At 66.0% G+C, this 12,937-nt stretch carries 10 protein-coding genes and 2 pseudogenes; 8 read left to right on the top strand and 4 right to left on the bottom strand.

Going from position 1 to position 12,937, the window contains the following annotated elements; genetic code table 11:
- The 6 genes and pseudogenes from Q0J54_RS03690 to Q0J54_RS03665 all read left to right on the top strand — a co-directional run.
- Positions 1-684, top strand: a pseudogene (locus Q0J54_RS03690) (methylornithine synthase PylB); the annotation flags it as partial.
- Positions 675-1,817 carry a 3-methylornithine--L-lysine ligase PylC gene (gene pylC / locus Q0J54_RS03685; RefSeq protein ID WP_296304050.1) on the top strand — a complete coding sequence of 381 codons (1,143 nt, stop codon included), beginning with the start codon at positions 675-677 and terminating at the stop codon, positions 1,815-1,817. The pseudogene Q0J54_RS03690 and the gene pylC, both read left to right, overlap by 10 nt.
- Before the next feature lie 113 nt (positions 1,818-1,930).
- Entirely contained in the window at positions 1,931-2,779 is an 849-nt protein-coding gene (locus Q0J54_RS03680) for a 3-methylornithyl-N6-L-lysine dehydrogenase PylD (protein WP_296304049.1), read from the top strand.
- The gene (locus Q0J54_RS03675; RefSeq protein WP_296304048.1) at positions 2,776-3,765 is read left to right on the top strand and encodes an ABC transporter substrate-binding protein; all 990 of its coding nucleotides are present in this window, start codon (positions 2,776-2,778) and stop codon (positions 3,763-3,765) included. The genes Q0J54_RS03680 and Q0J54_RS03675 overlap by 4 nt, the downstream gene beginning before the upstream one ends.
- Positions 3,766-3,768: 3 nt before the next feature.
- Positions 3,769-4,548 (top strand): ABC transporter permease, encoded by a 780-nt coding sequence (locus Q0J54_RS03670; protein ID WP_296304047.1) that lies wholly within the window; start codon positions 3,769-3,771, stop codon positions 4,546-4,548.
- Positions 4,548-5,288, top strand: a complete 741-nt coding sequence (locus tag Q0J54_RS03665; RefSeq protein ID WP_296304045.1) for an ABC transporter ATP-binding protein — start codon at positions 4,548-4,550, stop codon at positions 5,286-5,288. Before Q0J54_RS03670 ends, Q0J54_RS03665 begins: the two co-directional genes overlap by 1 nt.
- Positions 5,289-5,409: 121 nt before the next feature.
- Here Q0J54_RS03665 and Q0J54_RS03660 read toward each other — a convergent pair whose 3' ends face one another.
- Positions 5,410-6,849, bottom strand: coding sequence for a trimethylamine methyltransferase family protein (locus Q0J54_RS03660; protein WP_296304044.1), 1,440 nt, complete (start codon positions 6,847-6,849; stop codon positions 5,410-5,412).
- Between the two features lie 51 nt (positions 6,850-6,900).
- Complete coding sequence (locus Q0J54_RS03655; RefSeq protein ID WP_296304043.1) at positions 6,901-8,421, bottom strand: BCCT family transporter; 1,521 nt, start codon at positions 8,419-8,421, stop codon at positions 6,901-6,903.
- A gap of 343 nt (positions 8,422-8,764) precedes the next feature.
- Here Q0J54_RS03655 and Q0J54_RS03650 point away from each other — a divergent pair.
- Positions 8,765-10,312, top strand: a pseudogene (locus Q0J54_RS03650) (trimethylamine methyltransferase family protein).
- 161 nt (positions 10,313-10,473) lie between these two features.
- Here Q0J54_RS03650 and Q0J54_RS03645 read toward each other — a convergent pair.
- The gene (locus Q0J54_RS03645) at positions 10,474-10,845 is read right to left on the bottom strand and encodes a hypothetical protein (RefSeq protein WP_296304042.1); all 372 of its coding nucleotides are present in this window, start codon (positions 10,843-10,845) and stop codon (positions 10,474-10,476) included.
- Positions 10,846-11,192: 347 nt separating this feature from the next.
- Here Q0J54_RS03645 and Q0J54_RS03640 point away from each other — a divergent pair, with 347 nt between their 5' ends.
- Entirely contained in the window at positions 11,193-12,161 is a 969-nt protein-coding gene (locus Q0J54_RS03640) for an AraC family transcriptional regulator (protein ID WP_296304041.1), read from the top strand.
- 111 nt (positions 12,162-12,272) lie between these two features.
- Here the strand turns inward: Q0J54_RS03640 and Q0J54_RS03635 are convergent, their stop codons facing one another.
- Positions 12,273-12,920 carry a flavodoxin gene (locus Q0J54_RS03635; protein ID WP_296304040.1) on the bottom strand — a complete coding sequence of 216 codons (648 nt, stop codon included), beginning with the start codon at positions 12,918-12,920 and terminating at the stop codon, positions 12,273-12,275.
- Positions 12,921-12,937 lie beyond the last annotated feature (17 nt).

Here is a 12,937-nt window from a genome sequence, read left to right as displayed (position 1 = left end):
ATCACGGCGGCGCAGCTCTCCCGGCTGCGGCAGGCGGGGGCGGACTGGTACGCCTGCTATCAGGAAACGCATGATCAGCGGCGTTTTGCCCGGCTGCGCCTCGGGCAGGACTTCGACCGTCGCCGTCAGGCGCGGCTGGATGCCGCCGCGACCGGCCTGCTGGTGGAAGACGGCCTGCTGACGGGACTGGGCGAGACGGCGGACGAACTGGCGGCCTCCCTGCTGGCCATGCGGGACGAACCGCTGTCGCAGGTGCGGGCCATGAGCTATGTGCCGCATGCCTGCACGCTGCCCGTGCCTGAACAAGGCGCGGCCGGACAAGGTGCGACGGATGGCCGGCGGACGCACGAGCTGCGCGCCATCGCCGCCATGCGCCTGCTCATGCCGGACCGGCTCGTGCCCGCCTCGCTGGATGTGGACGGTCTGGCGGGCCTGCGTATGCGCCTGATGGCCGGGGCCAATGTGGTCACGTCCATCGTACCGTCCGGCTGCGGCTTTGCCGGCGTGGCGACCCGGGAGCTGGATATCGACGATGCGCGGCGCAGTGTGGCGGCCGTCCGGCGCGTGCTGGACGGCATGGGCATGGAGATGGCCACGGCGGCGGACTACGCCCGCTGGCTGGAAAGCCGTCGCCAGGCGCTGGCCGCCGGCGAAGGACGGCAGGAGGGACACGCATGCGGGTAGCCGTCATCGGGGGCGGGCTCCAGGGGGTGGAACTCTGTTTGCTGGCCCGTCAGGCCGGCTGGCGGACACTCCTGCTGGACCGTCGTCCGCAGCCTCCGGCCCGCCAGCTTGCGGACGAGTTCCTGTGTGCCGATGTGACGGATGCCTCCGGGCCGGACGGCATGGCCGCTTCCCTCGTCCGGGTGCTGGAAGGCGTGGACCTGGTCTTTCCGGCTCTGGAGGACGATCCGGCGCTGGCGGCCCTCGGTACGGCCTGTGCGCGCATCGGCGTACCGCTGGCCTTCGACCCGGCGGCGTATGCCGTCAGCAGCAGCAAGCTGCTCAGCCGGGATCTCTTCGAGCGCTGCGGTACGCCCATCCCCCGGCCGGCGCGCCCCGACGCCCCTATGCGCTACCCCCTGATCGCCAAGCCGTCCGCAGGCAGCGGCAGCCGGGGCGTGCATCTGCTGCATGACGCAGCCGAGTTGTCCGCCTGTCTGCCGCAGGGCCTGCATACGCCCGGCTGGATCGTGGAATCCTATTGCCCCGGGCGCCAGTTCTCGCTGGAGATCTGCGGTACGCCGGGCAACTACAGGACATCCCAGTTTACCGAGCTGTTGCTTGACGATGTTTTTGACTGTCGCGGCGTCCTTGCCCCGGTGGATGAGCCGGATATGGCGGCTGCCGTCGCTGATGAGCTGCGGCGCCTGGCCGAAGGGCTGGCGCTGCACGGGCTCATGGATGTGGAAGTGGTCGCCGCGCCCGACGGCTGGCGCGTGCTGGAGATCGACGCGCGTTTCCCCAGCCAGACGCCGCTGACGGTCTGGCTTTCCACGGGCCGCAATCTGGCCGAGGAGCTGGCGTCCTGCTTCCTGCCGCGTATGCCCGCCGCCGGTCGTGCCGCCCCCCGTCCGGCGGCCTATCTCCATGTGGCGCGCCGGAGCGGCGAACTGCGCTTCCCCGGCGAACACTCGCTGACGCAGGTGGGGCCGCTGCGCCTTGTGGACGGCATCCCCGGCACGGAAGGCATGCTGCTGGGCGGCGACCTGCGCTCGGGCGACTGGGCGGGCGTGCTGCTGCTGGCGGCAGACAGCGCGGCGGAACTCGAGGAGCGGCGGGAGGCGGCGCTGGAATACGTCACGACCGCCGGCTGAGATCCGTTTTCAGCACGGCGGACATGAGGACGGCATGAGGCGGCGGTTTTTCGTGCGCCGCGGCAGGCCAGGGGAATATCCTGGCCGTGCCGCAACCGTACAAGGGGGAGAGCATGACCCGACTTTGTGAAAGCGATCTGGCCGGTCAGGCTGACGACTGGGGGGCCTATGCCGCGCGCCTGCGGCGGACGGTGGGCTGCGGTCTTGAGGAGGTCTGTGCGCGGGCGCTGGATCTGCCGCCTGACGCGGTGCGCCGGGCGCTTGCCGCCGTGCGGGTGGGCGTGGTGCCTGTGAGCAGCGGCGAGGGCCGCATCCCGGGTTTTGCCGGGCTGTTGGCGGCCACGGCGCGGGCGCTGGGCAGCGCCGCCGTGGTGCTGCCGCCCGATGATGAAGGCTTTGCCCAGGCGCGGGCCGGGGCGTGCGACGTTTTGCTCTGGGCGGATGACGCCACCTATCTTGCCGAGCATGTCCGCAGCGGCCACAGCGCCGAGAACGGCTGGGCCACCGGACGCGGCTTTGCCGCCGCCCTGTGCGGCATGGCGGAACGCCACGACCTCGAGCGCCGGGTGCTGGTACTGGGCGCGGGGCCGGTGGGCACGTCCGCCGCCGCCTGGCTTGCCGGGCAGGGCTTTGCCGTCACGCTCTGCGATACGGTCGCGGGCCGGGCGCAGGCCCGCGCGGCGGACATCCCCCAGTGCCGCGGGATCACGCCCCGGGAGCTGGACGGGCTGGCGCCCTTTTTCTGTCTGCTGGACGCCTCTCCCACGGATGCCTGTTTCCCCCGGCAGCACCTTGCCGCCGGAGCCTGCATCAGCGCGCCCTGCGTGCCCTGTCCCTGGCTGGGATGCGCCCCTGTGCCGGAGCGCGTCTGGCACGATCCCCTCCAGCTGGGCACGGCGGTCATGCTGGCGGCCGCGGCCTGCGGCCTCTCCGGCGGCAGCGCGGAAGGGAGGCGGACGTGATATCCGGTCGCCTGTTGCAGTCCGGCCTTGCCGCGTTCGTCTGCGCGCTCTTTCTGCTGGCGACGGCGGTGGGGGCACGGGCGGAGACCTGGCGGCTGGGCACCTGGAAGACCGCGCAGACCATCCAGCCGTACGCCTTTGCCGACGTTGCGGGGAACGACGTCACGGTGCGCGTTTTTCCCTTCACCAACCCCGCCGACCAGAAGGCCGCCCTGCTGGCGGGCAGTCTGGACATGACCGGGACCACGCTCGCGCTGGCCATCCAGGCCGCCGCGCGCGGCGAGCCGGTGGTGCTCGTGGCCTCGTTGTGCGGCAAGTGTTCGGCGCTGGTGGTGGGCAGAGACAGCGGCATACATACGCCGGAACAATTGCGCGGCAAGCGCATCGCCTATGTGCCGGGGACCATGCATGAGGTGCTCTTGCGGGAGCTGCTGCGCCGGCACGGACTGGATGCGGAGCGGGATGTGCGGCTCCTGCGCGTGGATTTTTTTGATATGAATACGGCCCTGGCCCGCGGCGACGCGGACGCCTACCTGTCCGGCGAGCCGCTGCCCACGCAGGCCGTGCGGCGGGGCGTGGGACGCATCCTGGCCTATCCCTACTTTGACGACAGCATCGGTACCATCAACAGCGGCCTGCTGGTACACAGGGAGCTCATTGCCCGTGATCCGGCGCGGGTACAGCGCATGGTGGCCGCGCACAAGCGGGCCACGGAGCGCCTGCGCGCGGATTCGCGGCGCTGGCTGGCCGCCGCCGCCCGGCTGACCGGCCTGGAAGAGGACCTGCTGACCCAGGCCGCGCCCAATATGGAACTGACCTGGGACATGGACGCACGCTTCCTGTGGCGGCTGGCCGCGCTGGGGGCGCGCATGAAGGCGCTGGGGCTCATCACGCGGGAACCGGACTATGCCGGACTGGTCGATACCCGGTTCGTGGATGCCCTGCGAGCGCCGTCCACCGACGCTCCGGCCCCAAAGGCGCGCTGATCCATGCGCTGGACGGCGATCCATCTGCTGCCCTGGCTGCTGCCCCTGCTGCTGCTCGGGGGCTGGGCCGGCGTCTGCGGTCTGGCCCTCGTACCGGACTGGCTGCTGCCGTCGCCCTGGCGCGTACTGGAGACGCTGACCGCCTATCTGGGCATGAATACCACGAAAAACGCCGGCTGGAGCGGCTGCTTCTGGCCGGATGCCGCCGCCAGCCTCGGCCGGGTGGCCTGCGGCTACGCGCTGGCGGCGATCCCGGCCATCCCGCTGGGCCTGCTGGCGGGCCGCTGCGCATGGGCGGAGCGCCTGCTCGCCCCAAGCCTGAACGGCATCCGGGCCGTCCCGGGCATAAGCTGGCTGCCGCTGGTCATCCTCTGGTGCGGCATCGGCTTTGTGGCCACAGTGACGCTTATCGCGCTGGCGGCCTTTTTCCCGGTCTATTTCAGCGCGGCCGCCGGAGCGGCCTCCGTGCCGTCCAGCCTGACGGCGACCGGACGGATGCTCGGCCTGTCTCGTGCCGCCGTGTTCCGGCGCGTCGTCCTGCCCTGGGCCATGCCGCAGCTGGCCGCCGGCCTGCGGGTGGCGCTGGGCTTCAGCTTCGCCTACCTTGTGCTGGGCGAGCTGACCGGCGTTCCCGACGGACTTGGGGCACGCATCATGGATGCGCGCATGAACGGTCAGGCGGACCTGCTGATCTGCGGCATCGTCTGCATCGCCTGCCTCGGCGCCGCCTGCGACCGGGTGCTCCTCCTGCTGTTGCGCCGTCTGCCCGGGATGGTGCGCTGATGTCTCTGCTGGTCTGCCGTTCCCTCCACAAGTCCTTTGCCGGGCAAACGATATTGCCGCCGACGGATCTTTGTCTTGCGCCGGGCAGTCTGACGGTCCTCATCGGCGAAAGCGGCTGCGGCAAGACCACGCTGCTGCGTCTGCTGGCGGGCCTGCTGCCGCCGGACGGCGGCGACATCCTGCTGGACGGCCGGCCCTGCGCCGGGCCCGGGCCGGAACGCTTGCTGCTCTTTCAGGAGGATACGCTCTTTCCCTGGCTCAGCGTGGCGGAAAACGTGGGATTCGGCCTGCGGGCCGCCGGGCTGCCCGCCGCCGAACGGCGGGAGAGGGTCGCCCGCCTGCTGGACGCCGTCGGCCTTGCCGAAAAGGCGAAGGCGCTGCCGTCGGCCCTGTCCGGCGGCATGCGGCAGCGGGCGGCGCTGGCTCGCGCCCTTGCCCTGCGGCCGCGCCTCCTGCTGCTGGACGAGCCCTTTGCCGCGCTGGATGCGTTGACGCGGGGCCGCATGCAGCGTCTGCTACTGGATCTGCGAGCGCAAAGCGGACAGACCATGCTGCTGGTCAGCCATGACGTGGACGAGGCCTGCCGGCTGGCGGATACGGTGCATGTCCTCGCGGCAGGCAGGGGGATCACGGCCTCATATGTCCCGCCGCTCCCGCAGCCGCGCGCGCCGGAGGACCCCCGCCTGGCGGCGGCACGAACCACGTTGCGCCGCATGCTGGCGGACAGCGTGCGGGGCTGAGGCCCATCCTCCCGCTTCTCCCCGCCATCGCTCCTTTGTCCGTCCCGGGTCGGACGCAAAAAGGACTCCTCCCGTGGCAAAGCCGCGGGAGGAGTCCGGCATAAGGAGGGCGTCATATCGTTCAGGCGACGGAGGACTTTTCCGTAAAGGCGGTCAGCGCCCGGTTCAGATCACTGCCCAGCAGGTCGTCCGGGGCATCCTGAAGACGGCGGGCGCACAGTTCGGCCGCCCGGTCCAGGATGTCCGGCCTGCCGTCGGCTTCCCAGGCGTCGTAGCCGCTCCAGCAGGCCACATCCGGCAGCCACTGCCTGCCGCAGGCGGCCAGCGTGCTTTCCCGCATGAGGAAGGACTCGCCGTGCGGGGAATCCAGCAGGTCGCTGATGTCGAAGGCGGTCTCGCCAGTGTCGAGGCCGCGCATCATGCGGTCCGTCCTGCGCAGCATCTCTTCGTCGATGATGTACTTTTCGTAGGAAACGGCCATCATGCCGTCAAGGATGCCGAGGCATTCGTTGATCATGTGCGTCCCGCCCATGAGCAGCAGGACATAGTTCTGCATGGTCTCGTAGCCGGCCTGGATGTCGGGGATCTTGGCATCGGTATTGCCCGCCATGAAGCGGGTGGGCAGGCGGTAGAGCGTCTGCGCCAGTTGCAAGGCCGCCCTGTCGACCAGTTTGGAGTCCGGCGAGCCGGTGACGAAAGCGCCGGTGCGCAGGTCGGAAGCATAGGTCCCGATGCCGTAGATGACGGGGATGCCCGGCGTGACGACCTGCGCCAGGACGAGCCCCGCGAGGATCTCGGCATTCTGCATGACCAGGGAGGCCACGTCGCCGATGGGCGCGCTGACGCCGTTCATGGGCGCGGTGAGCAGGAGGACGGGCTGACCGGCCCGGGCATAGGCGATGATGGTGTCCGCGGATTCCTGCGCATATTGCAGGGGCGAGAGCGCACAGACCGATGCCGTCAGGAAGTGGTTGCGGGCAAGATACCCCTCGCCCATGACCATCTCCACCATGCGGAAAATATCCTGCGTGGCCCGGTCGCTCATCTGCGGCCAGGAGAGGATGGGCTTGTCCGTGTACCGCAGCAGTTCATGGGTGATGCGCGTGTGTTTGGCGGGCGAGTCGTCCAGTTCATGCGGATCGACGGTGCACTGCCCCACGATGCGGGTCACGGAGCTTGTCTGGCCCAGCTTGTAGAAGTTGACGACATCGTCGAGCGTGCCCAGCCGCCGCGTGCCGCTGCGCTCCTGCACGAAAACCGGCCCGTGATCCTGCATGACCAGTACGCCGTCCTGTCCGTCGCCGACCAGCAGGCTCTTCCGGCTGTCGCGCGCCTGCCAGAGGAAACGCGGCGGGCATTGCGCCAGAGCCGCTTCCACCTGCGAAGGGGAAAGGCGGATGCATTCTCCGTCCACCCGTGCCCCGTGGCGTGCCAGCAGGGCACGGGCCGCCTCCGAATGGAAGAGGACGCCCTTGCGCTCCAGGACCTCCAGCGTCAGCGCATGGACTCGCTCGAGCTGCTGATCCGTCAGTACCTTGAATTCCCTGTTGAAGTACCTCATTACGTTTCCCTCCCGTACGCTGGCTGCGTCGGTTGTTGCAGTTTTTCGTGATCAGGAACGGCCTTCGCTGGTGGGAAAGTCGGCATGCATCATACGCCAGATGGAGATAATGTAGGCGATCATAACGAGGACGAAGAGCGTCCCGCCGGAGATGGCCAGCGACTTGATGGCCGAAAATCCGCCGCTCACCTGGAAGATGATGCCGGTCATGCCGATGACGCAGCCCCAGAGAACGCGCATGGCGAGGCTGGAGTGCTCTTCGCCCGGAGCCACCTGCCGCGCGATGAAGTGCGAGGCGGCGTCAGCGGTGGTGATGGCGAAGCCGCAGAAGCAGATGAAGGCAACGAAGCAGAGCACGGAGCCGAAGGGGAAGGAACCGAGCAGCATGTACAGCGCCTGCTCGGGATTTTCCTTCACCACCTGCCACATGGGCTGATAGCCGGAGAGCTGTTCGAAACAGGCGTTGCTGCCCCAGATGGTGAACCACAGCAGGCACATGATGATGGGGACGATGGCCGTTCCGAAGACGAATTCCCGCATGGTGCGGCCACGCGAGATGCGCGCGATGAAGCCGCCGGTAAAGGGCACATAGGACATGTTCCAGAGGATGTAGAAGATGAACCAGGTCCCCGACCAGGGACGGGGAGCGATCTGGGTGGCGTCGGCCCAGAAGAGGTTTTGCGGCAGGCGGAACAGAAATTCGCCCGTGACCTGCAACAGCATGTTCAGCGAGTAGGTGATGGGCGTATTGCCGAGGAAGAGCACAGCCACCAGCAGAAAGAGGGCAAGATAGCCGGTGGATTCGCTGAACAGGCGCATGCCCTTGGCGATGCCCGACGCGGAACTGAGGATATAGATGACGATGAGGCCCAGCATGACGGCAAACTGCCCAACAGGGCCGAGCTCGATGCCGAAAAGCAGCTTGAGGGCAAAGGTGATGGAGGCCACGCCCAGGCCGATCATCATGGCCACGCCGGCCAGCACGTCAACAATCTTGCTGATCAGGGTGTCGTTGCAGCGTTCACCAAGGATGCCGTACAGGCCGGTGGAGGTACGCAGGGGCTTCTTGTAGCGGTAGGCGGCATAGCCTATGGCCCAGCCCGCCGTGCAGAACAGCGGCCAGCCGAAAAGTCCCCAGTTGACCACGGCAAGGCGGATGGCCTCGGGCACGGCGTCGATAATGGTCGGGGCGCTGTAGAGGTGGTACAGCGGTTCAGCCGCCCCGAAAATGACGAAACCTGTCCCCAGGCCGGCACAGAACAGCATGCTGACCCAGGCGTAAAAGGAAAATTCGGGTTTGCAGTCCTTTCCGCCCAGCCGGATCTGGCCGAAGGGCCTGTTCAGCAGCATCCAGAGGGAGAACAGGATGGCCGCCGCGCCGACGGCAAGGATAAGCCAGCTGAAATTGGTCAGGACGAATTGCTGGATGGAGGCAAAGAAGGCGCCGCACGTCGCCGGGGCGACAAGGGCAAAGATCAGGATGGCGATGAACACCAACAGGGAGGGCCAGAACAACTTATGATCGACGAGGCCGAACAGGCCTGGTTTCCGGGCGCTGGTCACGGTATGCATATTTTCTCCTGAGCGTGCTGCGGGTTGCGGCATGCCCGCCGCTGCGCCGGGACGTCTGCCGTTGACGGATGTCGTAACGTCCTTGCCATGCTGGCGGCGGGACGATTTGCTGTGGGGGGGGCTTGCCACGCGGATACCTCCTTTTCCATGAGATATTTTTTTATTTTTTTTGATATATCAATTGCCCAAAACGGAAGCAAGCGTATGTAAGGGGTGTTTTTGGTGCTTTTATATAATATGCTGAAATTATTTACTTTAAAAAAATATTTTTTTCACATAACATAAAGGTCAGAGAAAAAAATAAATCAAAAATATTTTTGATTGAAATTTTTTTCTATCACATATATCAAAGAACAAAGGCCGGCATCCAGTCCCTGGTCCCGGCAGACAGGCTCGAAAAAAGGAGGCTCACATGGCACAACGCTGGAAACAGGCCGGTAGCCTTGCCAGCGGCGGATTGCGTCTCAACATGTTCACGCAGGACGAGATGGACGCCATCCATCGGGCTACCCTTGAGATCCTCGAGACCACAGGCGTGCTCATCGGCTCGCCGGAGGCGCGCGAGCTGCTCGTACAGGCGGGCGCCAGCGTCTATGACGAGGATCTGGTACGCATCCCGCAATGGCTGGTGGCTGAGGCCGTGGCCAGTGCGCCCGAGGTGCTGACGCTGCCGGGGCGCACGCCGGACAGGGATGTGATGATGGACGGGAGGCGGGTTGTCTTCACCAACTTCGGCGAAGCCGTCTATATCGTGGACCCGGAAAGCGGCGAACTGCGCAATTCCACCAAGAAGGACGTGGAGGATCTGACGCGGCTCGTGGATGCGCTGGACGTCATACCGGTATGCGAGCGCATGGCCGGGGCGCAGGATTATCCCGAAGCCGTGGCCGAGCTGCACAATTATGAAGCCCTGCTAATGAACACCACCAAGCATGTGTTCACCGGCGGCGGCAACGGCAAACTGACCCAGTACATGATCGACATGGCCAGGGCCGTGGTGGGCGAGGAGGACTTCGCCAACCGCTGCCCGGTGACCTTCAACACCTGCCCCATCAGCCCGCTGAAGCTCACCGGCGACGTCTGCGAAGTCATCATGGTGGCCGCCCGCAACGGGGCCATCGTCAACGTGCTGTCCATGGGCATGGCCGGCGGTTCCACGCCGGTCAACCTGGCCGGGGCGCTGGTGGTGCATAATTGCGAGGCGCTGGCGGGTCTGGTGCTTTCGCAGGTCACGCGCAAGGGGGCCAAATTCATTTACGGAAGCTCCTCCACAGCCATGGACCTGCGCTACGGCGCGGCGGTGGTGGGCACGCCGGAACTTGCCATGCTCAACGCCGGCGTCGCCTGCATGGCCCGCTACTACAAGCTGCCCTCCTGGGCAGCGGGCGGCTAGGGGGACAGCAAGTGCGGCGATGCCCAGAGCGGCCATGAAAAGACGCTGACCGGACTGCTGCCGATGCTGGCAGGTGCCAACATCATTTACGGTCTCGGCATGCTGGAGATGGGGATGACCATCAGCTACAGCCAGCTCTTGATGGACGCGGAAATGGCGGAGATGATGCTGTATAGCATGGACGGTATCGTGGTGAACGACGAGACCCTGTCCGTGGACGTGATCAAGGAGGTCGGTCCGCGCGGGGATTTCCTCTCCCACATGAATACCTTCGAGAATATGCACATCCAGTCGAAGCCCAAACTTATCGACCGGCTGACGCGCGACCGCTGGAAGGAGGCGGGATCGCTCGATATGGAAGCGCGGGCGCTGGAGGCGGCCAGAAAGCTGCTTGCCGAGTGGCGGCCGGAACCGCTGTCGGAAGAGGCCCGCAGGCGGGTACGCGCCGTCATCAATGCGGCGGAACGGGACTACGGCGTGCCGGAAAGCTCCCGGTAATGTGGTGCGGCGGCCGCCGGCAAGGGTGGCGGCCGCATGAGCGTACAGCCTGAGGCGGGAATGCACCGCTTCTGTTCAGGATAATCCAGCGGGGTGGCCGCAAGGCCGCCCCGCTTTGCGTGCGCAGGTGAGAGGGAGGGGAAGACGGGGTCTTCTTTGTGTCAACTTTCGTTTGACAATCTGCCACGCAAGGTCTGCACACCGCGTATCTCTCCCTGATCCGGTCGCTTATGCAGCGCCGAAGCCATGCGCAATTCGGCGTCCAGCACGGGAAAGCTCAGCATGCGCTCAAATTCCACTCCGGTGCGGATAAGCAGGCGGGAGCGTATCCATTCCAGGACAGCCAGCGTCATCAGCGCCACCACGGCTGCAAGGGCGATGACGACAAGCGTGGACACATTGCAGCTTGTCAGCACCCTGTCGTAGACCTGAAGCATGTGGATGGAAAACGTCAGCCGCAGGATGTTGATGAACAGGCTGAACAGCATGGCGCAGCCGAAAATTTTTTTGCATGCGGCAAGAAAGACATCCATGATAGCCATCCTCTGCCGATGCGACGGCAGCTCGTGGTCGTGGAAAGAAACCTTCTTTTGATATAGTTTTTTATATATATGCACTATTTAAATTTTCCATTATATTTCAATATGATATGTATTGCATAGTACACATTTCCCGCCTGTGCTGGCCGGACGGCGGCAAAATGCGCGAGGGATGCGGGTCGGGCTGACAGGCGCTGCGGGCCGGGTGGGACAGGCGGCCGGCGCGGCGTCTCGACTGTTGCGGTCAAGTCGGGTAGGATGGCGGACGCTCACCGGAAAGGCGCGCGGCTCCGTACGGAAAGCGCGTCATACACGCCCAATGCGTCGAGGAGATGACAAGCATGCCGGATGATTTTGATCGCGCAAGCCGCCTGAATGCCCGCATCAGGGAAAAGCTCCTGCACTATCTGCCGCGGCCCGGCATCCTGCCCACGGCCATCGAGGGCTTTAGCCTTGCGCGGCGCGAGGAGACGGGCACACCCGAAAAATGCTTTGAAAAGCCGCTGGTGGGGCTGGTGGTGCAGGGCACGAAGCATTCGTACATGGGCGGTCGGGAATATGTCTATTCCGCCAGCCAGAGCATCGTGGCCGCCGTGGATATGCCCATTTCCTCGTATGTGGAGGGCCCGACGCCGGAGGAGCCCTTCCTCTTCTGCTACTGCTATCTGGACAAGCCGCTGCTGGCCGCGCTGACGGCGGAGATGCCCCGGGGGACTGAGGCGGGAACGGACGAGATGACCGGCGTATCCGTTGCGGATACCCATCCCGATATTCTGGAGATGTTCCTCCGCCTCATCGAGCTGCTGGAAAAGCCGGAGCAGATAGCTCTTCGCGCGCCCATGATGCTGCGCGAATTGCATTATCTGCTGTTGATCAGTCCGCACGGCCATATCCTGCGGCGGCTGAACACCCTGGGAACGCAGAACCATCAGGCCATGCAGGCGGTCGAATGGATCCGCCGGAACTACAGAACCACGCTGCGTATCGCCACGCTGGCGCGTCAGGTCAACATGTCGACGGCCAATCTGCATCGCTGCTTCAAGCTGCTCACGGGGCTCAGTCCGTTGCAATATCAGAAGCAGCTGCGGCTGTATGAAGCACAGCGCCTCATGCTGTTTGAAAACGAGCGGGCCTCGGCGGCGGCCTTCAAGGTGGGATACGAGAGCATCACCCAGTTCACCCGGGAGTACAAGCGGGAGTTCGGCGAACCCCCGCTGCGGGATACGCATCGCCGCCGGGGCACGGCAGCGCTGTCCGGCCGGCCCGAGCCCCCGGCAAAGCGCGCCGCCTGTCCCGCCGACGGCGGGTAAGGAACGGACGCTGCCCCCTCCCGGGTTCCGGCACGGGCGTAAATGCGAACGGCCTGCCGCCGTCACCGGAAAAGGACGGCGGCAGGCCGGGGGGGAAGGGACGGCGGCGCTTCAGATCAGCCCCAGCTCCGTCAGCCAGGCTTTCACGGCCGGTTCCGCGCCGTCCACGCGCGATCCGCGCACCTCAAAGCCCTTCAAAAGGCGGGCCTGCGGGCAGAGCCGCCGGAGATCCTGCTCGCTTTTGCCCAGGCGGCTGCCTTCATGGGTGCAGAAGGGGACGAGCGTCCTGCCGCCCACCGGATAGCTTTCCAGAAAGGTCGCCACCGGCATGGGAAAGGTCCCCCACCAGTTGGGATAGCCGAGAAACAGGGTGTCGTAGTCCGCCGGGTTCGGCTGCATGGGCGCGATGGCCGGCCGGACGTTGCGCCGCTGCTCCTGTTTGGCCATATCCACCACGGCGTCATAGTCCCGCGGATAGGGGGTCAGGGGGCGGATCTCCGCGCTGTCGCCGCCTGTCAGCCGCTGGATGCACGCGGCAAGGCGGCGCGTATTGCCGGAGTGGGAAAAATGGACGATCAGCATGGACTTTCCTCCTTGAGCGGCGGCGTGCGCCGCATGTCCGCGCAGCAGCGGGGCCGCGGCGACGGCCGCGACGCCGAGGGCGACAGTGCGCAGGAATTCCCGCCGGGCGCGGAGGCCGCTTCCCTCAGCGTGAGCAGGGCGGGCGTACTGGGGCGGGGTGTGGTGTGTTTCGTTCATGGGGGATCTCCTTGATG

This window comes from uncultured Desulfovibrio sp. (assembly GCF_944324935.1).
GTDB lineage: Bacteria > Desulfobacterota > Desulfovibrionia > Desulfovibrionales > Desulfovibrionaceae > Desulfovibrio.
This window is presented reverse-complemented; position numbering and strand designations above follow the sequence as displayed.